Below are 25,507 nucleotides of genomic sequence, written 5' to 3'. Positions count from 1 at the left end.
GCGATGACTTCATCGAAAATACGTTCTGCAAGTTCCACTAACCGATCCCTCATCTTTAGTCAAGACTCAAAAGCGAGGATTGTATAGATTGGGAATTGACATATCGTATCTACTGCTGTCGGAGAACACCGGGGTTTACGACAGACCGCACCTAACTCTACTATAGAAACACGCCTAAGTGGATCCTCTATATATTTAATCTGTTACGATGGTAGCAGATGAAACATTACTCCGGATTTCTACTGTACTAGTCTCGCTCACTGTTGTATCAGCTCCAATTCTTTATCCTAAGTATTCTCTTTTCACACGGAGAGCAGTAACAGGAGTCAAGCAGCTTAGAGAAGTTCGAGAAGAATACGAGGATGTCGATCTTACTTATATTGAGCAAGGAGAGACCGGGTTTAAGCAGTTAGTTGAAGCTGCAGGGGTAGCATTTGGGTATAGCGGGGATCCAGAGCGTATTTGTTTGGCAGTTGGCCGCCCAAGAGACCTGGGTGAGTTCACCGGCTTTGGTATGAAGCACGGTATCGGAGACAATGGGGTACTATATATCGAAGAAAAAGGAGATGAAGATGAATTGCTACGGTGGGAACCTTGGAGCCCCACTTCTACGCTTGAACTTGAAAAATTATCGCGCGGAGTTCAGTTACGGGCAAGAGAAAGAAGTCATACAATTACAGTATCCTTAGCCGTTCTCTGGGCAACTTTGTCTATTGTAACTGTAGTTTAATTACTACCAACACGTACTACTGTTGGAGGAGACCGGAATTCTTGACAAAGCTCGAACGGACTCAAAATAGGTTTTTGATCCGTTCTTTGAGCGGTTTATACTGCCACCCGCATCGGTGGCAAGTCAAGTAGTCATCACCGTCGTATCGTTTGATATAGGATTGGCAGTTCGGACAGGTACCTTTCTTCGGTGTTGTCTCGTAATAATCGCTCTTGAGTTGTCGATAGACCAGAGCTCGGCTTCCGCCGTTTGAAATCAGCCAATAAACCCAGCTATCCCCATCAATCTTCGAATATTCCCCACGGCTGCCACTCAAACCGAATCGATTAGGTACCTCAATCCAATCGGGGACATCGTCAGTATGAACTGAATCCTTCCAGTCATTACTTTGTGCCCACCCGAGACGTTCCATCCCCTTCTTTTCTGCTTCTTTGATAGTGGGCTCCATTTCCTGAGGAACAGCCCCTCCCAATACTTTCCGTGGGCTCATACCTATAGTTGGTTTAGCTCAAATGCCAAATAACCATCAGGTGAGAATATTCAATGAGTAGCATGTCTGATTCGAGGAGCTGAATATCGGATTTCTGGTTAATATGGCATCTGAGCGACCACTCATCCAGTACTGACTGTCGGAGAATGCCGCAGTCTCCGACACGATCACCCCGAAACCCCACCGAAAAAACTAGGATCCACCCCGGTCTATAACGGACTGTCGTCATGAAGATGGAGAACTACGACAGTCGGGAGGGGAAGAAAGTGTGGCTCACCGAGCAGCAGGTCGAGGAGTTCCTCGGCGACGCCGACGGCACCCAGCAGCGGATCGCGCTGGGGCTCGGCGCGCGGTGCGGGTTGCGCGTCGGGGAGATCGTCGACGTGACGCCCGCCGACGTGGTCGAAACGCCAGCCGGGGCGCGCGTTCGGGTGTGGGAGGGGAAAGGCGACAAGTACCGGGAGACGCCGGTCCCGCAGTCGCTCGCCTCGACGATCGAGGCCTACGCCGACGTGCGCGACGCAGCTGCGGACGTGCCGCTCGTCGACAAGTCGACCAGGACCGTCGAGCGGTGGGTGAACCGGACGGCCGAGCGCCGGTACGCGGCCACGTCGGACGTGGGCTGGAACAACCTCGGGCCGCACGACCTCCGGCGCACCTGGGGGACGCTGCTCGTTGAGCACGACGTCGAGCCGGGGTTAGTGATGGAGTGGGGCGGCTGGTCCGACTGGGACACGTTCCGGGAGCACTACCTCGGCGCGTACTCGCTGGACGCGGAACGGCGGCAGATGGAGAAGGTGCCTTGGTTATAGAACAAGACGAGTATTCTGACCCTTGTTTAGGGAGGCAATTTTGTCAGGTGGTTTATGAACCCAAGAGGGAACAAAAATAGAATAGATATTGTTAAACATAGGAACAATATAGATAATAATTCATTAGTCTTAATTGCATGTTTGAATATTATCTCCTCTGAAGCCACAAACGTATTTTTGATTGAAGGCGCGGCGTAAAGAGAAAACATCCCTAAAATAGCAACTACAATAAGGCCATCATCTAACCGAGGAAATACGGCAACAGAGGTGAGAGTGATCACACCAACTATTCTCCCCAGGAAAATGGAAACAATCGCTCCCAAATATGAAATATTGATGTCCTCTTTGTTTAAAATTTCAAATGTATCATACCCTGACCCAGTGAACAAAAACGCCAAGAGAGATAGAGAGAATAGGAAACCAACTGCTATGAGAGATTGTCGAACTATCTTTCCGCCAAGAAATTCGTAATCGGCTACCTCGTATTCTACAGTTGTGGGATGGGTGGTATTATCATCGTTAATATCGAACGGAATGGTTTTCTTTTCCCATAAATCGTATATTTTTAATCTTAATGATTTAATTGGTTCCCATAATGTTACGCCAGTTGCTATCAAAAGTATGCTGGATAATAGTAGGAGTGATAGAAGTAAGAAAATGGCCTCTAGTTCATTCATATTTTCTTGCAATACAAATGGCAAGACAGCTCTGCCAAGTAGGATCACAATCAGTGATAGAAACCATACTCTTGCCAGTATTTTTGAGAGATAGAATATTAGCAAACCCCTGGTGCTAAGTTCTCTTCTTGAGGAACCCCGAACTTTCTTAACTGAACTGTTGGCTTGTGTATCATCCAAAACCCACCCTGACGAATGAGGACTCTCTTTCAACTTCATAGATTATGCACCAGTAATAGCCTGGACAAGTCTGTCAAACCTATTCGGATGTGAAGTTCAGAGAGATCGCCTCGAGTCCGATTAGATTTCAAGGGTGGATCCCATTACGACCCTCTCACACCTTGTGTATAATATTTGCCACGCTAACTGATTCAAACAGAGCGCCTACAATGATCCCAAAGAGATGAGCGGAATACGATCCTCCAGATGTCGGGGATAGTATCTCATTTCCAATTAGCACTATAGCAGATACCCAGATTATCCAATCCACAATCTGAGATTCATTTATCGGGTAGAGATGAACAGAACGGTAAACGGTCTCGCGAGCTTGTAATCCATATGTCACCGCACTGATCCCAACGGAGTTGGTAATATGAATAGGGCTTCCTACGGTGTTTCCAGCAATCCCAACGAAGAGTACAAAGAAGAGGTAATCACCAGTCTCAGTTCGGCGCTCAACGAGAGAACCGAATATAAGCAGAAATAGCGAATTTTGAAGAATGTGACCATGATCAGAATGTACAAAAGGAGATATAACCCCAAATAGGGGTCCAAGCGTTGTCCTGAGACTCTGAAGATACTCGTAGGCTGCTCCGCTTCGTATTGAACCAGCTAATGCTACTTCTATGAGATAAATAAATCCTATAGCGACAGTCAAAGCAAGCGTGATACGGCATCTGTTCAGTCTAACGACCGCTTTGGAGCTACTTCGGGAGACCTGTTTCTTCCAAGACTCTGACGTAGTCATGGCGAAATCAGACAACCCGTGGCGACGGCCTCGGCAAATCCTCCGCGTCCAGCTCCCCGGCGAGGTACTCCTCACCTTTCGCCGTGATCTCGAACTGGTTCGAACCGCTGTGCATCGGAGCGATGAGACCAGCTGCCGAGAGCTTTCGACACCGTTCGTAGATCCGCCGTCGAGACGCATCGAAACCGATCTCTTTCTCCATCAGGGGAGGGCTTGCGAGGGACTGAGATGCGACGTACTCAATTATCCGTTCGTCGAGGGTACACATCCACTGAGCGGGGAACCTATCGCTCATCCGTTGGAACGTGTATCTTCGCTGGCCGTTGGTCCGTCGTTCGACGCGGTATCTATGTATGCCTCTGCCTCTGCATCGTACTCTTCATCGAGGTAGGCCTCTCCCTGTTCGGTGATCGTATAGACTCCGTTTCCGAGCGGTGCCAGTAGCCCGTGCTCGGCGAGCGTCTTACACCGCCGAGAGATGTGGGGTTTCGAGATCCGGATGCCCTCTGTGTCTCCCAAATTCCCCACTCTACCCGCTCCCTCATCGCGTATTGCCTCCAAGATACGATCATCCCATATTGTCATCCACGTACCTGAATGTCTCATTACTACCTCATTCAACGGTATGTTCTGTTAAGGCCCGGAAACGTGCTTTTTAGACTGAATCGTGCCTGTGGTACCGCTCCATTACATTTATGAAATAGCGGTTCATTTGTCGAGGCACGGGACCATAGCAGGTTGTTGATGACTCTCTTGGTGGTGTGAGGCCGGGCCGTGCTGGAACACGGCCCGTAAGGTTCCGAGAAACGCATGCACGCTGGAACCTCTACGGGGCTGGAGCCCCGTGCGATCCGAGAAGCACCGCACGCCGAAAATTCTACCGACACCACCCAGTCCGCCGACCACGAATCCGGGCGCTGCGCCTGCGGACGCCCGGTCGACGGCTACGACGCCCGGCGCGGGGAGCCGACCTGTGCCCGGTGCGCCCAGCTGTGCGCCGACGGCGGCCGCGTCGTCGAGCGCGACGGCAACGACGACCTCGGGTTCGAGTACGTCCACGACCCGGAGGATCCCGAGAAGTTCCTCGTCCGCTGCACGGACTGCGGCGAGATCGGCGACTTCTCCGACCGCGGCGACGCCCACAGCCGGGCCGAGTCGCACGGCCTGAACTGCGCGCCGACCGGCGTCACGCCCGTCTCGTCGAAGCGCGTCGTCAGCGACGGCGGGCAGGTCGTCCGGGCGGAACGTACCGGTGAACGGTACGCTCCCGAGACGCTCGGCTGTGCCACCTGCGGCGACGTGGCCGAGCGGATGACTTGGGGCAACTCGGAGCGCCGCGTCGACTACCGCTGCCGGCGGTGCGAGTGTGGCGGTCACCTCTGGCTCGACACCGACGGCACGGTGAGCAACCGCGTCGGCCCCGTGTTCCGCGCGCACCGAAGCGGCGTTCAGAGCGGGGTGAACGCATGAGCGCCGAAGCCGAAGGGGCCGACGACGCGCCGACGACGGAGGCCGAGACGTTCACGGCGACCGTCGAGGCGGGCGTGCTCGACTCCTACCTCGACTGCCTGACCGCGTTCGTCGACGAGGCGAAGGTCGAACTGACCGCCGACGGGCTTCACGTCGAGGCGATCGACGCGGCGAACGTCGCGGGCGTGTTCGCGGACCTGCCCGCCGGGGAGTTCGAGAGCTACGACGCCGGTGGCGGAGTCGTCGGGGTCAACATCGGCAAGCTACAGACGGCCATCGGCCTCGCCGACGGATCTGAGGCCATCGTCACGCTGTACCTGGACCCGGAGACGCGGAAGCTCGACGTCGATGGCAGCGACTTCAGTTACTCCGTCGGACTCATCGATCCGGACAGCGTCAGGCAGTCCCCGGACCGTCCGGACCTCGACCTGTCGAACCGGGTGACCCTCGGCGCGGACCAGTTCAAGCGCGCGGTTGACGGCGTCGAGAACGTCAGCGACCACGCTGGCTTTCACGTCGAACCCGACGACGAGGCGCTTTTCATCGTCGGCGAGGGCGACCTCGACGACCTGGAGTTCGAGTTTACCCGGGACGACCACCTACACGACTTCGACGCCGAGGGACCGTCGACCTCGCTGTTCTCCCACGAGTACCTCGACTCTGTCACCGGGAAACTCGCCGGGCCGGTGGACATCGACACGGACGACCAGATGCCGATCTGGCTCACGTTCGAGCGGAACGGCGCGACTGTCGAGTACATGATCGCCCCGCGGATCCGGAACACGTGACCATGACCGGACAAACTACCCTTGGCGGGTTCTCCGGCGACCTGTCGGAGCTGACGCCCGCCGAACGGTCGGCGTACCTCGCCGTCGAGCGAGGCGACTACGGCCCACGGGAGTACCAGCGCGAACAGGGGTACTCCTCGCCGGGAACGGTGAGCAATCTGCTCGCTCGCGCTCGGAGCAAGGTCGACGACGGGGGCAACGCATGAGCGACGACCTCGAACCCATCACGCCCGAGGAGGCCGTCGACCTCTACCTCTCGCACCGCGAGCCGGAGCTGAGCAAGAAGACGCTGCAGAACCACAGTTATCGGCTCGACGCGTTCGTCGAGTGGTGCGAGGAGACCGGGCTGACGAACCTGAACGACCTCTCCGGGCGCGACCTCCACCGCTTCCGCGTGTGGCGACAGCGCGACGTGAACCTCGTCACCCTCCGCGGGCAACTGGCGACGCTCCGCGTGTTCCTGGAGTTCTGCGCGTCGATCGACGCCGTCGAGCCGGGGATGCGCGAGCGCGTGAAGCTCCCGGACGTGGACCGCGGCGAGGAAGCCCGCGACGAGATGCTCGACGAGGACCGCGCCCGCGCCATACTGAGCTATCTGGAGCGGTTCAAGCGCGCCAGCCGCGAGCACGTCATCATGGCCGTGCTCTGGCACACAGGCATCCGCCTCGGCGGCCTTCGGTCGGTCGACCTCGACGACTACGAGCCCGCCGAGAAGTGCTTCTGGTTACGGCACCGACCGGAGACGGACACGCCGCTGAAGAATCAGGAGCCCGCGGAGCGGCCCATTGCGCTCGACGACTACTACTGCGACGTGCTCGACGAGTACATCGAGTACCACCGGCACGACGTTCGGGACGAACACGGCCGACGACCGCTCATCACGAGCGAGCAGGGCCGGCTCAGCCCCGGACAGATACGGTCGGAGGTGTACCGTCTCACTCAGCCGTGTCTCATCGGCGACTGCCCGCACGGCCGCGACCGCGCCAGTTGCGAGGCGACGGTGTACGGCCACTACTCGGAGTGTCCGAGCAGCCTGTCGCCCCACACCATCCGGCGCGGCGCGATCACGCACCAGCTCCGCGAGGACATCCCCGAGGAGGTCGTCAGCGATCGGTGCGACGTTTCCTCGGAGGTTCTTGACCGGCACTACGACCGACGCACGGACCGCGAGAAGATGGAACAGCGACGCGACTACATCACGGATCTCGACTCGTAACCATGACACAGAACACCCGTTCGACTCACCCGGTCGGAGTGGCAACACCAAATGACGGCCGCAGAATCGTCTATAGAACCAAAGAAGCCGAGAAAACGTTTCTTAGCAGTGGACTCGCCGGGGTACGACCTTTGATTTTGAAGCGGCGTGGGGTGGTCGAACGTCGGTACTTCTTCCCTCTCGCTGGTGGCTGGTGTGGGTTCATGCGTCCTCGATGAAGTCGCGCCGTAGTTCCATGCGCTCGTGTTCTGTCCGCTGATCGTAGTGCTGTTCGAGCACGTCCCGCGATACGTTCGAGCGGTCGCTGACGATCTCCTCCGGCGTGCCCTCGCGGAGCATCCGGGTGAGCGCCCCCCGGCGGATACCGTGGGGCGAGCGCGAGCTGGGACACTCGCTCGCGTGCCGCCGGGTCATGTAATCGCACGTCGTCGGATCCTCGTCGTGCGGACACTCGGCGACGACGCACGGCCGGGTCCACATGTAGACGACCGACCGGATAGCGGACTCCGTGAGTCGGCCGTGATCGGAGGAAATCAGCGGCTCGCGGCCGTGAGAGTCTTCGACCTGGATCCGCCGGTTCTCCATGTAGTCGCGGATCACGCGGGCGTAGTCGTCGCCGATGGCGATGACGCGGTTGGCCGCCTTCCCGTTCTTCAGCGGCGTGCCCGTCTCCGGTCGGTGGCGGACACGCAGGCACGGCGTTTCGAGGTCCACGTCGTCCACATCCAGCGTCCGAAGCGTCCCGAGCCGGACGCCCGTGTGCCACAGTATCGCCATGATGACGTGCGCCCGGCTCGCGTACTCGAAGCGCTCCAGATGCTCCAGTATCGCCTCGGCGCGGTCAACATCGAGCTTCACGTCCTTGCTCTGCTCCTCCTTGTCGACCTCCGGCAGTACGACCTTCTCCCGTAGACCCTGCTCGACGGCGTCGACGGACGCGCAGAACTCCAGGAACACGCGGAGGGTTGCGAGGTTCGTCCGGAGGGTCATCGTACCGATATCCTGCTTCGACCGCCACGTTCGGAAGCGGTGGAGGTCGCGGCCGGTCAGGTTGTTCAGGTTCTCGATCCCGCGTTCCTCGCAGAACTCAAGGAACGCGTCGAGCCGGTACTGGTGGTTCTGTAGCGACTTCTCGCTCAGTTCCGGCTCGCGGTGGTCCATGTACATCTCCACCGCTTCGAACGGACCGAGGGGTTCGAGATTCTCCGTCACGCGGTCCCGACCTCCCCGAGTTCGCTCTGGTCGTCAGCGAGCCCGCGCCGGTCGTCGGGCTGGATCTCGCGGTAGTCGCTCGCCCATTCGCCCATCTTCTCGCGGACAGCCTCAACACGGGTCTGAAGCGTGTCGATGTCCGGCGCGGTCACCTTGCACTTCTGCACGTCGTCGCCAGCGCCACGCTTCAGTTTGACCGTGTAGGTGAACGCGTCTTCAGGCATCCTTTCCACCGTCAGCGCGGATCGGTTCGTCGCGGCCGGGAGTGTCGGGACTGGCCTCGGCTCGCCAGCTCTCGTCAGCGACCCGCATCGGCCGGAACCCGGACTCGTCACGCTCGCCGTAGTGTTCGGTGGGAACGCGACGGATGGCGAGTGCGCGCTGGGGCGGGATCTTCGCGCGGTCGCCCGACCACTCGCGGACGGACACCCACCCAGAGTCGAGGATAGTGTGGTCGGCGACGTACACCGTCCCCTGGTTACGTACTTCGATGACGGCCGGACTGTGCGATTGCGGCAGGTTGTCGGGGTCGACGCGATCGCCGTTCATGGGTCGTCGACCTCCGTGCGGTCGCCACTCTTTTCGTCGCCGGTGCCGTCGTCTCGCTCGGGGGCTACCTGGGCACTGGACATGTTAGGCGGCCCCCGTCTTCCGTTCCTGCGTACTGCCGTTCTCGTCGGTACAGAGAACAGTGTTCTCCGGCTCGTCGAAGGGCGTGCCTTCGTTCTCCCGGATGCACTGGCGGACGTACTGTGAGTACGTCATGTCGTGTTTTTGGGCCTCTTCACGAATTCGCTCGTCCATCTCGGTTGGCATCGAGAGGGACACTGATAGGCTTCTTCGTGCCATTGCATTAGCAATCAATTAACTCCCGCTTATTATAGCTAACGGTGAGTTGGTAGAGATACAAGGAGACACCTATGTCGAGTTAGCGGAGGTATAATGCCAGTCGATGATTGATAATCAATTAACTAAAGATGGTCAAGCGTCGCTCGGGAGATTGGATGGTGTTAGCCGATGATAGGATACTTGAATATCTCGATGATGTGGAGGCGGCTACACCGTCTGAAATGATCAAAGACGGGTTTGTGAGGTATTCAAACGGATACGTTTCGCAACGGTGTTCTGAGTTGGTGAAACATGGGCTGATAAAGAGGTATGGACAAGGAGTGTACATGATAACAGACCGGGGTAGGGAGTATCTACGCGGCGAAATAGATACCTCGGAAAATGCACCTGATGAAGTGCCTTCGTCGGATGAGGGGCCGACGGCGGGAGACAACCACGAGCAGGTATGAGTGTCTCAAAGAGAAAGTCGGCCGACTGGATGCTCGCCCTTGACGAGAGGATCTTAGAGCAGATCGAGGCGGATGGGTGGACGACACCGGGATTGCTGTCGAAGGACCCAAAGTTTCCAGAGTACGAGGGCGTCATCAGCGACCGGTGCAAGCGGCTCCACTACGCGGAACTTCTCGACCCGATCCACAACGAGATGTACGAGATAACCGTCGAAGGGCGTCTATATCTGAAGGGCGAGCTGGACGCGCGCCACCGGCCACGACCGACCGCGAGCGCGGTCCATGAACGATGGTCGTTCCCGTCGTCGTGGACCGGATCGATGTGGTTGGGCCGCTGATTGACTAACTTGTAGCAAATAATTTATTTGCTTATCAATAGTTTTGATGTAGTTTCGGCCCGTTCAGGCTGGTATGGCGACGAACGGCATCAGCGCCCCCGAGGAGCTATTCAACGAGGTGGACGATAAGAAGATGCTCGCGGGCTGTACGAACCGATCCCAGTTTTTCCGTGAGGCGGCGCGCGAGAAGCTCGACGAGATAGACAGCACGGAGATCGACCTGTAGCGAGCGCCCTGTTTTGTCAAGTTGCGAGGTAATACCCACCAGCGCGCTCTATCGCCGGGTGGATGGCTTCGCTACCAGCGACACCCGAGGGGCTAACGGACCTCGGGTATAGTGACTTGCAGTCTCTCGCTGCCGATCACGGCTACGGCCGGATCGTCGGGGAGGAACGCGCCGACCTCGTCGAGTTTCTCGCCGCCGAGGCGTACCCGCGGGCGGACGGCGACGACAGCGCGGACAGCGTAGAGAGGGACAGCGACCGACAGCGCCAGCAGCGCGCGGACGGCGGGAGCGCGGCCGTCGCTGACAGCGCAAGCGACAGCGCCGATAGCGACGCCGGCGTCGACGCCGTCGAGGTCGGCCACGAAGGAACGGAGAAGCTCAGCCCCGAGGGAGCGCCGGAACCCGACCAGGCGGCCGTGAGTCCGCCGGACGGCGTCGAGGACGTGCTGGCCGACGCGAGCATGAGCGACATAGAGCCGGACCCGGACGCTGGCCGCGAGCGCCGGACCGGTAGCGATACCGACGAGAGCGCAGACGGCGCCTCGGATGACCCGGCCGACGGCGACAGCGCTGATAGCGACTCGGGGGGCGGGCCGCTGTCGGCGCTCCGCAGCTCGGACAAGTCGAGCGAGGACATCGTCGAGGAAGCCGACGATCCGGAGGAACGCGGCCGTCGCGCGGAGGTGCGCGAGCGGTTAGAGGAAGCGATGGACGGCGGCCGGAGCGGCCAGCGCGAGGCAACGCAGGAGGACGTAGAGCGCGAGGTAGACAGCGCTGACAGCGCCGACAGCGCGGCCAGCGGCGCGGCCGGGACAGCGAACGGGATCGTGATGAACGAGGAAATCGTCGGGTCGCTGATCGAGATGCCGTTCAACACGGCCGCGAGCATGACCGACTGGGAGGGGTGGGAACTCTCAAAGCAGGAGAGAGAGGCTAACGCGCGCCTGTTCGTGGCGATGTGCGATGAACAGAACGTCGACCTCAGCGCGACGACGATGTTCGCGCTGTCGATGGGGTCGGCGTTCTCCGGGAGGGCGATGCAGTACCGGCGGCAGAACAGCGACAGCGAGCAGATAGAGCCACCGCGAGAGCCGCCCGCAGACAGCGCCAGTAGCGAGACAGAGAGCGCGGACAGCGGCGGCGTAGACAGCGCTATCAGCGAATCGGACGGTTCAGACAGCGACGACTTCGATTTCAGCGACTCAAGCACTTGGGACTAACAATGCAGCCACTCATCAACGCACTTCACGACCTCACGGAACAGGCAGAGGAAACGGCAGACGAACGCGCGGATCGCCTCTCTCGCGTCGGCGAGCGGGCCGACGTGGACCCGGTTCGGCTCATGGACGTAGAGGACGACGTGCGGGGACTGGCCCGACTGGCGGCCGACCGGAACGCCGAGACAGTAGCGGAAGCGGAGGCGAAACTGCCGATGATAGCCCCGATGCTCGGGATCGACCCGGAGGTCGCCGAGGACCTGGGGGCCGAGACAGCGGTCGCGCTACTCGGACGCTACGCTGTCGAGCATCCCGAGATCACGGCGAAGACCGTCCGGACGCTCCATGAGTCGATGGAGCGGGCCGGGCTCTACGAGGACCTCGGGACGGAGACGCCCGCGCCTGGAGAGCTGCGCGAGACGCTGACGGTGGAATGACCCGCGATGGACGTAGACCTCACAGAGATCACGGTGATACTCGGACAGAAAAACAGCGGGAAGAGCGTTCTATTCGAGCATCTGCTAACGCGGACAGAGCGCTACGTCTGTCTCGACCCGAACGGCGAGCACGGGCCGCCCGGCGCTGTCTACGCGGAGAGTCCCGCCGAGGTCCTCCACTACTGGATGGACGGTGAGACGCAGATCATCGTCCGGGACATGCCGCTGACGGAGGACAAGTTCACCCAGTACCTCCGGGCATTCGGCCAGTTACAGCGGGCGTATCTGTACATCGACGAAGCTCACAACTGGATGTCATCGCACTACATCCCGGACACCCTCAAGGACCTGATAAAGTGGCACGTCACTCACAACAACTGTGCGTTAGTCTGTGCCGCTCACAAAGCCAAGGAGATCCACGATCAGATGTGGACGCAGACGGACAACTACTTCATTTTCTCCTACGGCGAGCACGAAGACGCGAAACTCGCCGACGTGAGCATCCCGAACAAGCGGAGAGTCCACACGCTCGACCCGACGAGCTACCGGTTCCTGTACTACAAGGACGTGGCCGGGGCGGACTCCGAGGTCCGCGGACCGGTCCCGATACCGGAGCATCTTCAATAGCGCTGGCTAATAGCCACCGCTACGCCGTCGCCCGGTTTCTCCCCAACTCTGTCAACTTACAAACGCCTTCTTGAAACCCGGCCGTAGGTACTACCGGATGGTTTCAGCAACCGACTCCAACGACGGCGGGTCATCCGGCGACAGTTCCGGCGGCTCGTCCGGCGGGAACGACCTCGTGGGCCGGGCCAAGGGCTTCATCACAAGCCCGCTCGGCGCTGGTATCGCACTCGGACTAATCGCGGCGCTCGGGGCGGTGTTCTACCTGTAACCATGACGTTCAACGTAGAGGAGCAACACGCGGTGATGGGCGGTATCGCGGCGGCAGGTATCCCGACGGCGGCGAACGCGATCGGCGTCGGCCTGGACGGGCTGATCGTGCAGCTCGCGGACGCCGTGTTCGAGGGTGATCGCGGGTCGGCGTCGTTCGTCTCGGGCGTGGGACTCTCCGCGGCCGGGCTGGCGATGATCGCCGCGATCATCTGGACGGACATCGACGACTTCCTCGGCATCCTGATCGGCGGCCTCGGGGCCGGGATGCTCGTGCTCGGCGCACAGGCGTTCAACGAGGCGCGACAGTAACCATGGCAGAAGACACTCTCAGCACCGAAAAGCAGTACGCAACGGTACAGAACAACACCCCTGGAACGCCGACGCCGGTCGTCGAGTGGGACGTTCCCGACGGCATGGCTATCGAGGTCCGACAGGGCCAGCCTGTGATCCTCGACGCCGAGACGACCAACGGGAACAACCCCGCGAACGCAACACGGCTCGGGCTCGCGTACCGCGAGCCCAACGACCCGCTCGACCAGTACACCGTCATCTCGGACATGGCGCTCTCGCCGTTCAACACGCTTTCGCTCAAGGATCAGCAATCCGGGGAGAACGCCCAGCGTCGGCGGATGCAGTTCGACCCGTCGCGAGTGCCCGAGGGACGCTTCGTCGCGGAGGACGCGGACAGCCTGGCGCTCGTCGTCAACGGTCCCGACGAACTCGACGCCGCGTCGCTGTTCGTGAACTACCCCATCCGCGTTCAGAACCGCTAACCATGGCGGGGAACAGGGGCCGAGTCGTCGAGGTCCGGGCCGACCAGTTCGAGAAGCAGAGCTATCAGGCGGGCAGCGAGGGGATCGTCGCCACGACCTCGGTGCCGTCGACGGTCGTCTGGCAGGTACCCGCCGGGCAGCCGATCGAGGTCGCCCTGGTGCGACGGCAGACGGCGACCATCGACGAGGGCACGGCGGGCCAGTCGGTGACGCTGTCGCCGGAAGCCCCGCAAGTCGACTTCATGGATGACCCAGTCGCCGGGGAGTACAGCGCCGACGCGTTCATCGCGGCGTATTTCGACGACTCCGGCGACGGCAACAAGGACACGCTCGTCACCGACTCGACGACCGTGCAGTACAACGGCACGTTCGTCGAGGACGGCGATTTCGTCGAGAGCTTCGAACTCGACGACACGAGCGGGAACGCGGCCACGAAGGAGGTCGACATCTACGTCGTGCAGCGCGAGGGGTACGCGAAGCTCCAGAAGCGGAGTACGGGCGGCATCCCGCAGAGCCTCCAGACGGAGGACAACATCACCTGGGCGTTCTCATCGCCGGACGACCCGGACACGGACCGGCAGGTGACGTGGGACGCGAAGAACTCGGGGCTCCGCGGCGTGGTGCCGCCGAAGTTCAACCTCGACGTGGTCTACTTCGACCAGACGAGCCCGGTCGCGCTCGACGAGGACCCGTCGAACCTGAAGCTCGCTATCCCGATGCGACAGCGCCAGCTTCGGGACGACGAGGACCCGCAGGAACTCCGGCGTCGCGTTGCCAGCGCGATGGCCGAGAACTGACGGCTTCACTCACTCATTTATGGTCCAACTCACCGACACCGATAGCGGTACAGACACCGGCGGCGAGAGCGAGGCGTGCAGCTGCAACAGCGACGGGGTCGCGTCGACGATCGTCGACGTGGCCGAACGCGTCGCGACGCTGCTCGACCCGTTCGCGCTCATCCTGACGGCCGCCGTGCAGGCACTCACCGCGTTCCAACTGACGAGGAAGCTATGAGCGGGACCGGACTCATCGGGCCAGACAGCGCCATCGACGACCTGCTCGCCGACTACTTCGGCGGTCGTCCGGAGTCGTGGCTGTATCAGGTGTTCGAATCCGAACAGGCGGCCCTCACGGCGGCCGTGCTGATGGAGCTACGGAACGACGGAACCCAACGCGAGGACCCCGACGACGCCGAAGCGCGCTACTACAGTAGCGGTATCGACCCGATAGATGTCGAGAGCGTTGAAGGAGACTCTATATCGTGGGACTTCAGCGCGAGCACCGTCGTCGTGAAGGACTTCGACGCGCCGATCGTCATCGCCCTGAAGAACACGAACAAACTCGACCGGGAAATCTACCTCACGCCGGATGATACGCCGTTCTCGATATCGGGTGCAAACGGCGTCAATACGTCTGAACTGTGGTATCGAAAGCCCGGCCAGCAGTACGATAACACGTCGATCCGGGTGGTGGCCCTGAAATAATGGCAACGCTCCCGGACGGATCGAGTGTTTCCCTTCACCATACGGAGGGATGGAACATTGACCCCCCGAGTAGCTTCGAGACACAGTACACGGAGGGGTGGAACATCAACCCGTCCGGCAATCTGGAGATTCAGCACACGGAGGGGTGGAACATCAACCCGTCCGGCAATCTGGATAGCCAGCACACGGAGGGATGGAACATCAACCCGTCCGGCAATCTGGATAGCCAGCACACGGAGGGTTGGAATTTCAACCCACCCGATAGCCAGGAAGTTCAGCACATCGAGGATTGGAATTACAAACCACCGGCAGTCGCTGAACTGGCGATATCAGCAGATAAACCGGAGATCGATCCTGGCGAAACTGTTGTCGTTTCAGGGAACGTGGTGTTGAACTCCGATCCGGCGGCAAACCATCCGATAAAAATCGGCGTTTCCGGCCCCTCACCCCTCGGGACTAAATCACACGAGACTGACGGCTCAGGCGACTTTAGCGTCGAAATTGGGCCGTTTGAGGAACCCGGAGACTACGATATCACGGTCGAATCGAACGGTATCAAAAAACAGCACACGGAGGACTGGGAATAAATGGCATACGCAGACTGGAACCACTACGACTCGAACAGTACGCATCAGATACAGCAGGCAACCGTTTCAGAAGGAAACGCTGCATTGCAGATAGATCATGGTGACCAAATCGACGGGGTGAAGGCCGAGATACTATCGGAAAGCGTGACTGATTCCCCATCAGAGGGACGGATCGAGACGATGGGATACGCGGATGGAACCTCGGCATACCTTGGGTTCCACTCCCGTTTTGTGGATACGGACAACTTCTATTTCGCTCTGGTATGGCCGTACACCGATGAAACGATCTTCGGTTACTTCGAGGGCGGAAACAGAACATACGACCGTCTAGACAACTCTGAAACTCTGTCAGAACTAACGTGGCACGAACTCCGTTACGACATCTGGGAAGATAGCGGGAGCGTTTGGCAGCGTGTGAGCTATCACGACGGAGCTGACTGGGTAATGCTGTCAGAAAAGTCAGATAGCGTTTACCACAATGGCGGCGGTGGCATGGGGGTCGGTGCAAAACCGTGGGCAGACGGAGCGGCCACCCAGTACTTCGATGATACGATGGTGTACTACTGATGGCCTCAGAAACCGTCACCATCACGGTTGAAGAGGTCGCGGGCGGCTTAATCGCTGCCCCGAGCGACAGCAGGATCGGCGCGCCGACCGGAACGAACGGCCGCGGACTGAATATAGAGTAAACATGGTCGACATAATCGGAGGCATCGGGGACGCAATCGGCGGCGTCGGTGACGCCGTCGACGATACCGTTCCCGACGCCAACATCGACACCAGCGAACCGGCGATCGAATCGCTCGACGTGCCCGGCGAGGTCCAACCCGGCCGGGCGTTCAACGTCGAAGTGACCCTCAGCAACAGCTCCGAAATCACGGTCCCGCAATCCGGAACGTGCCAGTCGGGGATCGTGGGGACCAACGTCGCCTGGAGGAACCCGTACCGAATCCGCGTCGACGGCGAGGTCGTCGCCAGCGGGAGCAAGTGCATCGACGGGTCGTCGCCCAACAAAACGGCCGTCGAGCGCGTGCGAATCGAGGAACCCGGCACCCACGTCGTGAAGGCCGAGGTGCTGAAGGTCCCCGACGAGACTGTCGACGACACGCGCGGCGCGGAGATCGAGGTCGTCGCAGGGGCCGACGACCCGAGCATCCCGACGGCCGGGGAGCGCGTGCAGGAGCAGATCAGCGACCTCCTGGGGGGGCTGAATAGCAGCGGGAAGATGCTCGCGGCCGGGGCCGTGCTGGCCCTGGTGCTCATCGCGGTGGTGGGATAAGATGAACATCCCAGCGCCGCCGGAGGGGACGACCGGCGACGAGTCCGGCCCCGTGCTCGACAGCATCGGGATCAGCGCGTTCGAGGTCCGTCATCCCGCCGACGCCGATCGGCGGTCGGAGCACGAGCCCCAGCTGCAAGCGGACGTGACAGCGCCGCCGGACGGCGGAAGCGTTTCCATCGTCTGGTACTTCGGCGACGAGCAAGTCGGCGACGATGCGACCGTTCTCGACGGCGGGGAGTCGGTGACGCTGACGGACCGGGTTGCGTGGTCGGAGCTGTCGCAGAAGGGTCTCATCGGGAGCCACGAGTACCGCGCGGAACTGACACAGACGGGCGAGACGGTCAGTTACGGGTCCGTCACGGTTCACGAGCAGGAAGGGCGCGCGGATGACACCGACTGCCCCGACGGCTACTACTACGACGAGGACACGAACGCCTGCCTCCAGTCCGCCGATGGGGACGACCCCAACGACCCCAGCGGCGGGGACGACCAGGGCGACAGCGACGAGCCCGCGGCGTCGCCGTCGACGCCGTCGTCGAGCGCGCTCGCACTCCTCCCGCCGGTCGGCGGGCTGTCGTCGACGATGACGACGCTTGCGGCCGCTGGCGGGCTCCTGCTGCTGGTGGTGATACTATGAACGTCGCCCGAACGCTCGGACAACTGGCCGGGCTGCTGACGGGCGGCGCGAAGATCGCCGGCGTTCCGGTCGGGGTCGCCGTCGTCGCCCTGGTGGCCGTTGTGGCCGTGATGACGTTATGACCCCGGTGACGGACCTCATCAGTCAGGTGGGGTTTCCGGTCGTCATGACGATGCTCATGCTGGCGCTGTACAGGGAGGAACGACGCGACCGCCAGGAGGAACGCCAGGAACTCCGGGACGAACGGCGACGGTTCCGCAAGGCCATCGACTCGCAGACGGAGGCGTTCGAGGCGCTGGCGCGCTCTGTCGCGCCCGAGCGGGCCGACGACGTGCTCACGGACGGCGGCGAACGCACGGACGACACGGAGGAAGGATCGCCGTGACGGCCGTCACGCTGGCGCTGTGGGAGGTCGGCATGATTGTCGCCGTGTCGGTGGGGCTCGCGGCGACGGACGCGGCGGCGCTGTCGCGCCTGCTGCTGGCGGCGCTGGCGAAACGGTACGGCGTCCGGCCGCAGGAGATCCGCGCCGTCGACGCCGCGACGGACGGGTCGGACCCCGACGAGTAGCCGCCTTTTGACAACTTCCGGACCATATTGTGATTCTCTCCCGTAGCCGCGGGTATGAGCCAACGAGCCAACGAGGCACAAGGCGAATTTGCGACGGAGGCCGTGGCGGACAGGTACGGGCTCGTCGTCGAGAACGGGCTGGTCGACTGGTACGACGCCGTCAACGACGGGACCGGCACCAAGTACGAGGTGAAGAGTACAAGCAAGCGGATCGGCGACGACTACCCGGCCGCCGGTCGGTTCCGCCTGTGGCGGGACCAACACCGGAGCCTGCAAGCATCGGACGCGTCGGGTGTCGCGTGGTACGCGTTCGTGCTGCTCGACGACGACGGGAACGTCGTCGAGATACAGCGCCGGAAGCCGGCGACGGTCGGCGCGATCGTTCGGGAGCGCGGCGGCTGGAACCTGGCGGGTCATACTGAACGCGACGGTCCCCAGCACAAACTCCCCTGGACGGAGGTCGTGGACGCATGAAAACGAAAGAGGTCGACGGCCAGGGCCGCCGGCTCTACGCTCTTCCGGAGTCGGAGCGGGAACAAGAGGCGCTGCTGACGCTCCAGAACATTCTCGACGAGACAACGGGCGTAATGGCGTGGTGGAGCTACGATCACGACCTCGGCGACAGCGAGAACCTGAGTGATCAGGCGCTGGTGGTATCGTGACGTGTACGCGGTCCCGCGACCGGTGCGACGAGTGCGGGCGCTCGGTGTGTCGTCGCTGCGGGCGCTGTTTCGAGCGCACCGTCGGCCCCGGTGGTCCTGGTGACTGGCGACACCGCTGTCCGGCGTTCGCGTGCCGGAAAATCAAGTTTCTGAAGCGGGCGAGCCCGTTCCGCGGGTTCTTCGCGTGATTACTCCTCGTCGTCGGCGTAGCCGCGCCCCTCGTTGTATCCGCGTAAGATGTGGTTGAAGAGCCACAACCCGGCGGGGATGATGACGAGGAAGAGCACCAAGAGGAACCCGATTTCGGTGCCGCCTGCGATTAGTGGAAACATGATATTTCGCGCTACTAATCCGTCTCATAAAAACATACCGACAGATGGGGTATCCGGATTATGTTTCCAGAAGAAAATATATATCTCCGGACATCGATTCCCGAAGTAACACATGTCAGGTCCTGCACTAATGGCATTTGGGGGGATCGTCGGTGCGGTGATCGGTCTATTATGGAGTGATCCGTTTCGCGACCGAGGAGGCAGGTACAAGACTCACCATCGAAGCCATGGAAGTTGGCTTTTGCAGGGCGCTACGGGTGGTATCATTGGGGCTGTTTTGACTCCTCCACTCTTTTTAGCCATAGCAAGTAACCCGTTGGTCGGTCCGGTGTTGTTTCTCCTGGGCACCTTCATCATTTACAAAAAATTCGTAGATCCTCGCTGAGTCATCTATATCTACTATTTATCGGGGAATCTGTCGAAAGCCGACACCGACCCCGTCGAAACCACTTCTCGGCGCGACCGCACGGGGTTGCACGCTCGCAGAATCGTTTTCCCGAATATGCACACGAGAGCGAATCGCCCGTGTGCATATCGCGCCGATCTCCGTCGCCAGCCCGTCCGATTTTCTCGGATAGCTGAGAGGAACACCCCCGGATCACCCCGATCTGGGGGGTTCCAGTGACCGCAAAAATCTAGGATATGGAGTTCGTGTGAACGAGATATGCGGATCAGAACCGACGGCGACTACTCGCACCGGAAGCTCACCATCGAGGACGCCGCCGACATCTGGGACTGTAACAAGACTGAGGCGGTGATGCGCTCCTGCGAGTTCTCGGAAGCGATGATCCGGAACCTGCAGGCGGCGCTCCAACATGAGGACATGACCGACGAACTTGCTGAAGTTCTCTCGACGCCGCACGTCGAGCTGACGCGCGAAGTAAAAACGTCGGTGGACGTGGATTAGGAAACCAGAGTCGTCTGGCCAGCCTCAACGAACTCCGGCCGCTCTTTGGGGTCGAAGTTCATCAGAAGACGCTCACGTACGTCCTTCGTGCTGTCTTCCCCGCGTGCACCGGCGGTGTGGGAGCTGACCAGCGTCTCGACGTGCCAGTCCTCGTACAGCCCTTCCGGGCGGTCGGTATAGGAGACCAGTGCGTCTCCCTCGAGCCCGACGAGCGCGTCGGCGAGCTCGGAATGTTCGAACTCGTCACCCGCGGGATACAGCTTCTCCCGGTCGAGATATGGCGGGTCACAGTAGAACAGCGTGTCGGCGCTGTCGTACCGCTGGATCACGTCCCGGAAGCTGTTGCGCTGTATCGAGACGCCCTGTAGCCGGTCGACCGTCGTGCGGATCTTCTTCTCGACGTTGGCCCAACTCTGCGATTCGCCGACGTGCGCGTTCAGCGTATCCCGCTTGAACCCGCTGTGGTTGTGGTACTTCGCTCCGAACTGCGAGTACCGGAGATAGAGGAACCGACCGGCACGCTCCACGGGGTCATCTGGTCGCTCGCCGCGGTAGAACGCCCGCCCCCACTCGTTGTGGAGCTCCTCAGAGAAGGGCGTCCGCCGGCACCACTCGACGAGCTCGTCCGTCTGTTCTCGGGCGACCTCAAAGAACTGGACGATGTCGCGGTCCAGGTCGTTGTAGACCTCGATGTCGCTCCGAGGCTTGTTCAGGAGCACCGCGGCCGATCCCCCGAACGGCTCGACGTAGACGCGGTGGTCGGGGAGCTGGTCGGTGATCCACTGCGCAATGTTCGTTTTCCCGCCGATATACGGGAACGCAGAGAGGGCCATCTAAGACTCACCCCCGTTGTGGTGAGTCTCCGTGTCTACATACCGGACGGATTCTAGTTGCTCCTTATCTGTATGGGGCCCCTGGCTGTATATGCGGGCCCGGAACAACTTGTCCCAACCAACGTTCCGGGCCCGCAGTCCTCTTTCAACAGTAACGTGCTCAGTACCGCTCATGAACGTACCACCTGGGAACCGTCTTCACCGCGGAACTGCGACCCCTGCGGGTGATCGTCTTCCTTCCGGTATTTCCACTTGCTCGGGTCGGCACACTCGGGCTTCACTCGGACAGCGACCTCCGCGTCGAGGTTCCGACCGAACACGCCGCCCACCTGGATGCGGACGTAGCCGCGGCGTTCGAGCGGGCGGAGCGCCCCGACGAGGTCGTTCTTACTGTATCGGGTGTCCTCGGCGACCATTCCGCCCTTCACCCGTAGGTTCAGGATGAGCTTCTGGTTGGCGTGCCGGAGGCAGGCCTGATACAGTTCGGCGAGGTCGGGGCGTTCAGGGACGTATCCCTCCTCGTCCTGACCGTCGCCGTGTTCGTCGAGGATGTCGTCGGCGGCGTCCCGAAGCAACTGTGCGCGGGACGTTCCGAGGTCGTCGGCCAGCTCGTCGAGTGCGTCGCGTTTCGACTCAGAGACCCGGAATTTCACCTGTGCTTTCCGGTCCTCCTCGTCGTGGATCTGCTTACTCACCGCAACCACCCCGGTTCTTCTCGGGTTGGCTGACAGAAGTGGTACCATTTCCGGACCGTCGTGGTACCATGGTGAAATCGCAGGACGGGGAACGGCCGGACCCGGCGATCGCAACGTGGGTACCATACCCCCCGGGGGATCCGCGGAGGGTTTCACGCGCTCCCGCGGGGGCGTCCGCGCGCGTCATCGGCGGCCCTCCCGGAAGTCCCGGAACGATAGTTGCTCGATGTCGAGTAGGGCGTCGACGGTGCGAAGACGGCCGACCTCGTCGAGTCGGCGGCGTTCCTCGGCGGTGAGCGAGTCGGCCGTCACCGCTGATCACCCACCGTGTCGCGGGCTCGGGACAGCAGGTTTCCGACGGTCCCCGGTCGGCGGTCGGTGTGACGGGCGTATTCGCGGACGCCTACGTCGCCGAGATCGCAGGTGAGGTAGGCGTCCAGTTCGGCAGGAGTGAGGTCGTCGGTCGGGAGGTCGGTACGGTCGTCGAGGGACAGCCAGCATGGTGGCGCTGGGTACTCGCGGCCGGTGTCGAGGTGATGGACGACGATCTCCCCGATGACCCACTGCCACCACAGGCTGGCGACGTGAGCGCACCACTCGTTGAACTGGAAGGCCTTGCAGTCGCACTTGGTGAGCAGGTCCGTCCCTTCGAGCGCGAAGGTGACGCGGTGTGGGTTCTCGCTACCGCTCAGGAACACCATGCGCTCTGCGTGGTTGATGGGGCCGCCGTCGTCCGTCTCCTCCTGAGCGCGCTGCCAGGGCGTCGTGAGCGTCCAGTCGTCGGGCATGGACAGCGTCGGAGTCCCACCGAGTCGGTTCGGCAGGTCGTCGCTCGGCTCCCACGTCGCGCTCTGTGGCTGGCTGCTCATGGCCGACACACCCCGTCCTCCAGCGCCGCACAGCGCTGCTGGTTGTGGTCTATCGGCATTCCGCAGTACTTGCAGATCGGCCGCCACTCCCTCTTAGAATCGCCCGACTGGGACGACCCGCGCCGGGATTCCAAACGGACTCTTTTCTCTGAGGGAGCCGTCTGAGAATCTATTTCGTCGGTATCGGGCGTTTCAGACCGTGTACTGCGGCTATCGGAACAATCGTCACGGCGGCGAGAATCGGATGGACTCGCCGGGATTTGAACCCGGGGCCTCTCCCATGCCAAGGGAGTGATCTACCACTGATCTACGAGCCCTCGAACGCACTAAACGATAGCGCGGCAGGTATTGATAAACCCGTCGGATCGGACGCCGTACGGCAGGCGCTCGCAGGACGGAACGACGTCGGCTCGCCACGCGGCCCGGAGTAGAAACCCTTTAGTCCGGCACCGCGGAACAACGGGTGGGAACAGCACGACCGCAAATCCGACGCGCCGTCGCGCTCTTTCGCGGCGGCTTGGGATTGCGGTAGTGCAGGCGCGTTGCGCCGAGACTACAGCGGTCTGTGCGGTTCCTATCCTCAAACTATGGCACGAATGCACACCCGACGCCGCGGCTCGTCCGGTTCGGACAAGCCGGCGGCGGACGAACCGCCGGAGTGGAGCGACGTCGACGACGAGGCGATCGAAGAGCGCGTCGTCGAACTGGCAGAGCAGGGACACGACCCGAGTCAGATCGGGATGAAACTGCGTGACGAGGGCGTGAAGGGCACGCCGATCCCGGACGTCAAGCTGGCGACCGGGAAGAAGGTCACGGAGATCCTGGAGGAGCACGACGCGACCGCCGACCTGCCCGAGGACCTGCGGAACCTCATGGAGCGCGCAGTGCGCCTGCGCGAGCACATGGAGGAGAACCCGCAGGACCACCAGAACAAGCGTGCGCTACAGAACACCGAGTCGAAGGTTCGTCGCCTCGCGGACTACTACCGCGGCGACGAACTCGACGAGGACTTCACGTACTCGTACGACGACGCGAAGGAACGCCTCGAATAGATGTCCACCACGGGTCGAACCGCAACCGCCGCGCCCGATGCCGTCGCCGCGACGCTCCGCGAGGCCCCGTTCGTCCGGATCCTCGCGGCCGCGGACGGCGACAGCGTCGCCGCCAGCGGCGTCGTCGCACGCGCCCTCGACTGCCCGTTCCAGGTCAGCGTGACCCGGACGGCGGCCGAGCGAGAGCGCCGTGTGGCGGCCGTCGCGGACGACCACCCGAGCGATGCGGCCGCGACGCTGGTCGTCGGCGACGACGCCGACGGGCCGGCGCTCGCAGGCCGCGAGACGCCAGCCAGCGTCACCGCCGCCGACGTCGCCCGTGAACTGGGCGCGTCGCCGGACCCGGTGCTCGCGCTGGCCGGCGTCGTCGCCGCCGGCGAGATGCCGGGCGCGGGTGAGAGCGCGAGCCTCCTTGCCGCTGCGGAGGACCGGGGCCTGGTCGAGCGCCGGCCGGGTGTCGCCGTCCCGACCGCGGACCTGACGGACGGGCTCGCGCACACGACGCTGGTCCACGCCGACTTCTCCGGGGACCCGACGGCGGCCGGCGCGGCCCTGGCCGACCTCGACCTGCCGGCGGAGCGGGACGAGACGGCACGCAGGGCCGTCGCTTCGCTGGTCGCGATCGCTGCGAGCGGGGGCGACGACACCCCGCCGCGAGCCGCGGCGGCGGCAGAGCGCGCGCTCCGGCCGTACGCGACGCCCGAGTCGCCGTTCGCGACGCTCGGCGGCTACGCCGACGTGCTGGCGACGGCCGCGGAGGCCGCCCCCGGCACCGCAGTCGCGCTGGCGCTGGGCCACGACGCCCGCGACGGCGCGCTGACGGCGTGGCGCGACGCGGCCGAGCGCGCCCACCGGGCGCTCCGCGAGGCGACGACGGGCCGGTACGACGGCCTGTTCGTCGCCCGCTACGACGCCGCGCCGGTCGCGACGACCGCCCGACTGCTCCGGGACTTCCGGTCGCCGGAGCCGGTCGCGCTCGTCGTCGGCGACGGCGAGGCGGCCGCCGCGGCGGTCGACGACCGCACTATCGGCGCAGCGATGCGGGCCGGTGCGGACGCTGTCGGCGGCGAGGCGGGCGGCGACGGACACACCGGCTACGCGCGGTTCGACCCGGACGAGGACGACGGGGCGGCGAGCCCCGACACCAAGGAGTTCATCGCGGCCTTCAGGGGGGCACTATGAGACGCGCGACGATTCGCACGGAGTTCGATCGGCCCGCCCTCGTCGCCGCGGCGGTCAGGCCCGACAACACGTCGGAGATGACCACGCGGGTCGAGGGCGACGCCGTCGTCACGCACATCGAGCGCGAGACGACCGGCGGGCTTCGGTCCTCCGTCGACGACTACGTCGTCAACGTCGACGTCGCCCGGCAGGTCGCACAGGCAGCCGACCAGTTCACCAACACACAACCATGAGCGAACGATCAGTCTCCAAGCAGAAACAGGAGAAGCGGTGGTACACCGTCCACGCCCCGGAGCAGTTCGACCGGGAGGAGCTCGGTGACACCCCCGCAGACGAACCGGAGAAAGTACAGGGCAGAACCATCGAGACGACGCTCGGCGACCTCACGTCGGACGCCGGCGAGAACAACACGAAGCTGACGTTCAAGATCACGGACGTCGGCAGCGACGCGGCCTACACCGAGTTCATCAAGCACGAACTCACGCGGGACTACCTGCGCAGCCTCGTGCGCCGCGGTGCCTCGAAGATCGAGGCCAACATCACGGTGCTGACGACCGACGACTACCGCGTCCAGGTCCAGCCCGTCGCGTTCACGACGAAGAAGGCCGACGCGAGCCAGGAGAAGGCGATCCGCCGGACGATGATCGACCTCGTCAACGAGGCCGCCGACGAGCGCTCGTTCGAGCAGCTCGTCGACAGCATCGTCGAGGGCCGCCTCTCCAGCGCCATCTACGGCGAGGCGAAGACGATCTACCCGCTTCGCCGCGTCGAGGTGCAGAAGACGACGCTGGAGGCCCGTCCCGAGGAAGTCGCCGCCGAGGAGGAGACGGCTGTCGACGTGGAAGAGGACGAAGTCGAAGTCTAAGC

General features: G+C 62.0%; 47 protein-coding genes and 1 tRNA gene. 33 read left to right on the top strand and 15 right to left on the bottom strand.

From position 1 onward, the window contains the following. Positions 1-208 precede the first annotated feature (208 nt). Entirely contained in the window at positions 209-730 is a 522-nt protein-coding gene (locus tag D8896_RS19515; RefSeq protein WP_162991584.1) for a hypothetical protein, read from the top strand. 61 nt (positions 731-791) lie between these two features. Here D8896_RS19515 and D8896_RS19510 read toward each other — a convergent pair whose 3' ends face one another. Then, positions 792-1,220, bottom strand: a complete 429-nt coding sequence (locus D8896_RS19510; protein ID WP_162991583.1) for an Rcat domain-containing protein — start codon at positions 1,218-1,220, stop codon at positions 792-794. 227 nt (positions 1,221-1,447) lie between these two features. Here D8896_RS19510 and D8896_RS14640 point away from each other — a divergent pair, with 227 nt between their 5' ends. Continuing rightward, a complete protein-coding gene (locus D8896_RS14640) occupies positions 1,448-2,032 on the top strand; it encodes a tyrosine-type recombinase/integrase (protein ID WP_121822856.1) in 585 nt (194 codons plus the stop codon). Positions 2,033-2,058: 26 nt separating this feature from the next. Here D8896_RS14640 and D8896_RS19505 read toward each other — a convergent pair whose 3' ends face one another. The 4 genes from D8896_RS19505 to D8896_RS14625 all read right to left on the bottom strand — a co-directional run bounded on the left by D8896_RS19505 (position 2,059) and on the right by D8896_RS14625 (position 4,282). After that, entirely contained in the window at positions 2,059-2,928 is an 870-nt protein-coding gene (locus tag D8896_RS19505; protein WP_162991582.1) for a hypothetical protein, read from the bottom strand. Positions 2,929-3,043: 115 nt separating this feature from the next. Beyond that, the gene (locus D8896_RS14635; protein WP_121822855.1) at positions 3,044-3,676 is read right to left on the bottom strand and encodes a rhomboid family intramembrane serine protease; all 633 of its coding nucleotides are present in this window, start codon (positions 3,674-3,676) and stop codon (positions 3,044-3,046) included. A 7-nt stretch (positions 3,677-3,683) separates the two neighbouring features. Continuing rightward, positions 3,684-3,878, bottom strand: a complete 195-nt coding sequence (locus tag D8896_RS14630; protein ID WP_205596836.1) for a hypothetical protein — start codon at positions 3,876-3,878, stop codon at positions 3,684-3,686. 89 nt (positions 3,879-3,967) lie between these two features. Continuing rightward, a complete protein-coding gene (locus D8896_RS14625) occupies positions 3,968-4,282 on the bottom strand; it encodes a PhiH1 repressor (RefSeq protein WP_121822853.1) in 315 nt (104 codons plus the stop codon). Positions 4,283-4,486: 204 nt separating this feature from the next. Between D8896_RS14625 and D8896_RS14620 the strand changes: the two genes are divergently transcribed. Genes D8896_RS14620 through D8896_RS14605 form a run of 4 tightly spaced genes read left to right on the top strand, consistent with a single transcriptional unit; the run spans position 4,487 to position 7,150 of the window. Then, positions 4,487-5,146 carry a hypothetical protein gene (locus D8896_RS14620; protein WP_121822852.1) on the top strand — a complete coding sequence of 220 codons (660 nt, stop codon included), beginning with the start codon at positions 4,487-4,489 and terminating at the stop codon, positions 5,144-5,146. Then, the gene (locus tag D8896_RS14615) at positions 5,143-5,934 is read left to right on the top strand and encodes a beta clamp domain-containing protein (protein WP_121822851.1); all 792 of its coding nucleotides are present in this window, start codon (positions 5,143-5,145) and stop codon (positions 5,932-5,934) included. Before D8896_RS14620 ends, D8896_RS14615 begins: the two co-directional genes overlap by 4 nt. 2 nt (positions 5,935-5,936) lie before the next feature. Continuing rightward, positions 5,937-6,140 (top strand): sigma-70 family RNA polymerase sigma factor, encoded by a 204-nt coding sequence (locus D8896_RS14610; protein ID WP_121822850.1) that lies wholly within the window; start codon positions 5,937-5,939, stop codon positions 6,138-6,140. Continuing rightward, on the top strand, positions 6,137-7,150 hold the full coding sequence (locus D8896_RS14605; protein ID WP_121822849.1) for a tyrosine-type recombinase/integrase: 1,014 nt from the start codon (positions 6,137-6,139) through the stop codon (positions 7,148-7,150). Before D8896_RS14610 ends, D8896_RS14605 begins: the two co-directional genes overlap by 4 nt. A gap of 201 nt (positions 7,151-7,351) precedes the next feature. On the opposite strand, the gene D8896_RS14600 is transcribed toward D8896_RS14605, so the two are convergent. The 4 genes from D8896_RS14600 to D8896_RS14585 all read right to left on the bottom strand — a co-directional run bounded on the left by D8896_RS14600 (position 7,352) and on the right by D8896_RS14585 (position 9,211). Next, positions 7,352-8,362 carry a tyrosine-type recombinase/integrase gene (locus tag D8896_RS14600; RefSeq protein WP_121822848.1) on the bottom strand — a complete coding sequence of 337 codons (1,011 nt, stop codon included), beginning with the start codon at positions 8,360-8,362 and terminating at the stop codon, positions 7,352-7,354. Beyond that, positions 8,359-8,586 carry a hypothetical protein gene (locus D8896_RS14595; protein WP_121822847.1) on the bottom strand — a complete coding sequence of 76 codons (228 nt, stop codon included), beginning with the start codon at positions 8,584-8,586 and terminating at the stop codon, positions 8,359-8,361. Before D8896_RS14595 ends, D8896_RS14600 begins: the two co-directional genes overlap by 4 nt. Next, entirely contained in the window at positions 8,579-8,911 is a 333-nt protein-coding gene (locus D8896_RS14590; RefSeq protein ID WP_121822846.1) for a hypothetical protein, read from the bottom strand. The genes D8896_RS14595 and D8896_RS14590 overlap by 8 nt, the downstream gene beginning before the upstream one ends. A gap of 84 nt (positions 8,912-8,995) precedes the next feature. Then, positions 8,996-9,211 (bottom strand): CopG family antitoxin, encoded by a 216-nt coding sequence (locus D8896_RS14585; RefSeq protein WP_121822845.1) that lies wholly within the window; start codon positions 9,209-9,211, stop codon positions 8,996-8,998. A gap of 155 nt (positions 9,212-9,366) precedes the next feature. Here D8896_RS14585 and D8896_RS14580 point away from each other — a divergent pair, with 155 nt between their 5' ends. From D8896_RS14580 to D8896_RS14495, 22 genes are all read left to right on the top strand, one after another. Beyond that, positions 9,367-9,660: a winged helix-turn-helix domain-containing protein gene (locus D8896_RS14580; RefSeq protein WP_240452038.1), complete on the top strand. Its 294-nt coding sequence runs from the start codon at positions 9,367-9,369 to the stop codon at positions 9,658-9,660. Continuing rightward, entirely contained in the window at positions 9,657-9,998 is a 342-nt protein-coding gene (locus tag D8896_RS14575; protein ID WP_240452037.1) for a hypothetical protein, read from the top strand. The genes D8896_RS14580 and D8896_RS14575 overlap by 4 nt, the downstream gene beginning before the upstream one ends. Before the next feature lie 73 nt (positions 9,999-10,071). Then, on the top strand, positions 10,072-10,224 hold the full coding sequence (locus D8896_RS19500; RefSeq protein WP_162991580.1) for a CopG family ribbon-helix-helix protein: 153 nt from the start codon (positions 10,072-10,074) through the stop codon (positions 10,222-10,224). Between the two features lie 62 nt (positions 10,225-10,286). Next, complete coding sequence (locus D8896_RS14570; RefSeq protein WP_162991579.1) at positions 10,287-11,444, top strand: hypothetical protein; 1,158 nt, start codon at positions 10,287-10,289, stop codon at positions 11,442-11,444. 2 nt (positions 11,445-11,446) lie between these two features. Further along, positions 11,447-11,878: a hypothetical protein gene (locus D8896_RS14565; protein WP_121822841.1), complete on the top strand. Its 432-nt coding sequence runs from the start codon at positions 11,447-11,449 to the stop codon at positions 11,876-11,878. Positions 11,879-11,884: 6 nt separating this feature from the next. Further along, positions 11,885-12,505, top strand: a complete 621-nt coding sequence (locus D8896_RS14560; protein ID WP_121822840.1) for a hypothetical protein — start codon at positions 11,885-11,887, stop codon at positions 12,503-12,505. A gap of 97 nt (positions 12,506-12,602) precedes the next feature. Next, positions 12,603-12,773 (top strand): hypothetical protein, encoded by a 171-nt coding sequence (locus D8896_RS19495; RefSeq protein ID WP_162991578.1) that lies wholly within the window; start codon positions 12,603-12,605, stop codon positions 12,771-12,773. A gap of 2 nt (positions 12,774-12,775) precedes the next feature. Then, a complete protein-coding gene (locus tag D8896_RS14555; protein WP_121822839.1) occupies positions 12,776-13,084 on the top strand; it encodes a hypothetical protein in 309 nt (102 codons plus the stop codon). 2 nt (positions 13,085-13,086) lie between these two features. Continuing rightward, positions 13,087-13,548 (top strand): hypothetical protein, encoded by a 462-nt coding sequence (locus D8896_RS14550; RefSeq protein ID WP_121822838.1) that lies wholly within the window; start codon positions 13,087-13,089, stop codon positions 13,546-13,548. A 2-nt stretch (positions 13,549-13,550) separates the two neighbouring features. Next, positions 13,551-14,345 (top strand): hypothetical protein, encoded by a 795-nt coding sequence (locus tag D8896_RS14545; protein ID WP_121822837.1) that lies wholly within the window; start codon positions 13,551-13,553, stop codon positions 14,343-14,345. A 19-nt stretch (positions 14,346-14,364) separates the two neighbouring features. Further along, positions 14,365-14,562: a hypothetical protein gene (locus tag D8896_RS14540; protein ID WP_121822836.1), complete on the top strand. Its 198-nt coding sequence runs from the start codon at positions 14,365-14,367 to the stop codon at positions 14,560-14,562. Next, the gene (locus D8896_RS14535) at positions 14,559-15,032 is read left to right on the top strand and encodes a hypothetical protein (RefSeq protein WP_121822835.1); all 474 of its coding nucleotides are present in this window, start codon (positions 14,559-14,561) and stop codon (positions 15,030-15,032) included. The genes D8896_RS14540 and D8896_RS14535 overlap by 4 nt, the downstream gene beginning before the upstream one ends. Further along, complete coding sequence (locus D8896_RS14530) at positions 15,032-15,619, top strand: hypothetical protein (RefSeq protein WP_121822834.1); 588 nt, start codon at positions 15,032-15,034, stop codon at positions 15,617-15,619. Before D8896_RS14535 ends, D8896_RS14530 begins: the two co-directional genes overlap by 1 nt. Then, positions 15,620-16,186, top strand: a complete 567-nt coding sequence (locus D8896_RS14525; protein ID WP_121822833.1) for a hypothetical protein — start codon at positions 15,620-15,622, stop codon at positions 16,184-16,186. It begins immediately after the preceding gene. Beyond that, positions 16,186-16,308: a hypothetical protein gene (locus tag D8896_RS20030; RefSeq protein ID WP_259372653.1), complete on the top strand. Its 123-nt coding sequence runs from the start codon at positions 16,186-16,188 to the stop codon at positions 16,306-16,308. The genes D8896_RS14525 and D8896_RS20030 overlap by 1 nt, the downstream gene beginning before the upstream one ends. Before the next feature lie 2 nt (positions 16,309-16,310). Next, a complete protein-coding gene (locus tag D8896_RS14520; RefSeq protein ID WP_121822832.1) occupies positions 16,311-16,898 on the top strand; it encodes a hypothetical protein in 588 nt (195 codons plus the stop codon). A 1-nt stretch (position 16,899) separates the two neighbouring features. After that, positions 16,900-17,538: a hypothetical protein gene (locus D8896_RS14515; RefSeq protein ID WP_121822831.1), complete on the top strand. Its 639-nt coding sequence runs from the start codon at positions 16,900-16,902 to the stop codon at positions 17,536-17,538. Continuing rightward, on the top strand, positions 17,535-17,660 hold the full coding sequence (locus D8896_RS20025) for a hypothetical protein (RefSeq protein ID WP_259372652.1): 126 nt from the start codon (positions 17,535-17,537) through the stop codon (positions 17,658-17,660). Before D8896_RS14515 ends, D8896_RS20025 begins: the two co-directional genes overlap by 4 nt. Next, a complete protein-coding gene (locus D8896_RS14510; RefSeq protein ID WP_121822830.1) occupies positions 17,657-17,923 on the top strand; it encodes a hypothetical protein in 267 nt (88 codons plus the stop codon). The genes D8896_RS20025 and D8896_RS14510 overlap by 4 nt, the downstream gene beginning before the upstream one ends. Beyond that, complete coding sequence (locus D8896_RS14505; RefSeq protein ID WP_121822829.1) at positions 17,920-18,108, top strand: hypothetical protein; 189 nt, start codon at positions 17,920-17,922, stop codon at positions 18,106-18,108. Before D8896_RS14510 ends, D8896_RS14505 begins: the two co-directional genes overlap by 4 nt. 54 nt (positions 18,109-18,162) lie before the next feature. After that, a complete protein-coding gene (locus D8896_RS14500; RefSeq protein ID WP_121822828.1) occupies positions 18,163-18,582 on the top strand; it encodes a hypothetical protein in 420 nt (139 codons plus the stop codon). Further along, entirely contained in the window at positions 18,579-18,770 is a 192-nt protein-coding gene (locus D8896_RS14495; protein WP_121822827.1) for a hypothetical protein, read from the top strand. The genes D8896_RS14500 and D8896_RS14495 overlap by 4 nt, the downstream gene beginning before the upstream one ends. Before the next feature lie 188 nt (positions 18,771-18,958). On the opposite strand, the gene D8896_RS19490 is transcribed toward D8896_RS14495, so the two are convergent. Further along, positions 18,959-19,102, bottom strand: coding sequence for a hypothetical protein (locus D8896_RS19490; RefSeq protein WP_162991577.1), 144 nt, complete (start codon positions 19,100-19,102; stop codon positions 18,959-18,961). A 664-nt stretch (positions 19,103-19,766) separates the two neighbouring features. On the opposite strand from D8896_RS19490, the gene D8896_RS14490 reads away from it, so the two are divergent. Continuing rightward, on the top strand, positions 19,767-20,009 hold the full coding sequence (locus D8896_RS14490) for a DUF7692 domain-containing protein (RefSeq protein WP_121822826.1): 243 nt from the start codon (positions 19,767-19,769) through the stop codon (positions 20,007-20,009). Here the strand turns inward: D8896_RS14490 and D8896_RS14485 are convergent. From D8896_RS14485 to D8896_RS14470, 5 genes are all read right to left on the bottom strand, one after another. Continuing rightward, on the bottom strand, positions 20,006-20,842 hold the full coding sequence (locus tag D8896_RS14485) for a DNA adenine methylase (RefSeq protein ID WP_121822825.1): 837 nt from the start codon (positions 20,840-20,842) through the stop codon (positions 20,006-20,008). The two genes, D8896_RS14490 and D8896_RS14485, sit on opposite strands and share 4 nt — an antisense overlap. Before the next feature lie 170 nt (positions 20,843-21,012). Next, the gene (locus tag D8896_RS14480) at positions 21,013-21,537 is read right to left on the bottom strand and encodes a ribbon-helix-helix protein, CopG family (protein ID WP_162991576.1); all 525 of its coding nucleotides are present in this window, start codon (positions 21,535-21,537) and stop codon (positions 21,013-21,015) included. A gap of 183 nt (positions 21,538-21,720) precedes the next feature. Continuing rightward, positions 21,721-21,849 carry a hypothetical protein gene (locus D8896_RS20020; RefSeq protein ID WP_259372651.1) on the bottom strand — a complete coding sequence of 43 codons (129 nt, stop codon included), beginning with the start codon at positions 21,847-21,849 and terminating at the stop codon, positions 21,721-21,723. After that, positions 21,846-22,406: an SWIM zinc finger family protein gene (locus D8896_RS19755; RefSeq protein ID WP_205596835.1), complete on the bottom strand. Its 561-nt coding sequence runs from the start codon at positions 22,404-22,406 to the stop codon at positions 21,846-21,848. Before D8896_RS19755 ends, D8896_RS20020 begins: the two co-directional genes overlap by 4 nt. Before the next feature lie 245 nt (positions 22,407-22,651). Beyond that, positions 22,652-22,723: transfer RNA gene (locus D8896_RS14470), tRNA-Ala, on the bottom strand. 270 nt (positions 22,724-22,993) lie between these two features. On the opposite strand from D8896_RS14470, the gene D8896_RS14465 reads away from it, so the two are divergent. Genes D8896_RS14465 through D8896_RS14450 form a run of 4 tightly spaced genes read left to right on the top strand, consistent with a single transcriptional unit; the run spans position 22,994 to position 25,505 of the window. Continuing rightward, entirely contained in the window at positions 22,994-23,458 is a 465-nt protein-coding gene (locus tag D8896_RS14465; RefSeq protein ID WP_121822823.1) for a 30S ribosomal protein S15, read from the top strand. Continuing rightward, positions 23,459-24,640 carry an exonuclease RecJ gene (locus tag D8896_RS14460; protein WP_121822822.1) on the top strand — a complete coding sequence of 394 codons (1,182 nt, stop codon included), beginning with the start codon at positions 23,459-23,461 and terminating at the stop codon, positions 24,638-24,640. It begins immediately after the preceding gene. Continuing rightward, positions 24,637-24,873, top strand: a complete 237-nt coding sequence (locus D8896_RS14455; RefSeq protein ID WP_121822821.1) for a KEOPS complex subunit Pcc1 — start codon at positions 24,637-24,639, stop codon at positions 24,871-24,873. The genes D8896_RS14460 and D8896_RS14455 overlap by 4 nt, the downstream gene beginning before the upstream one ends. Next, positions 24,870-25,505 (top strand): 30S ribosomal protein S3ae, encoded by a 636-nt coding sequence (locus tag D8896_RS14450; protein WP_121822820.1) that lies wholly within the window; start codon positions 24,870-24,872, stop codon positions 25,503-25,505. Before D8896_RS14455 ends, D8896_RS14450 begins: the two co-directional genes overlap by 4 nt. The last annotated feature ends 2 nt before the right edge of the window (positions 25,506-25,507 follow it).

This window comes from Halostella salina (genome assembly GCF_003675855.1).
Classification (GTDB): domain Archaea; phylum Halobacteriota; class Halobacteria; order Halobacteriales; family Natronoarchaeaceae; genus Halostella; species Halostella salina.
The sequence above is the reverse complement of the archived record's forward strand: the minus strand, read 5'-3'. Positions and strand labels throughout refer to the sequence as shown.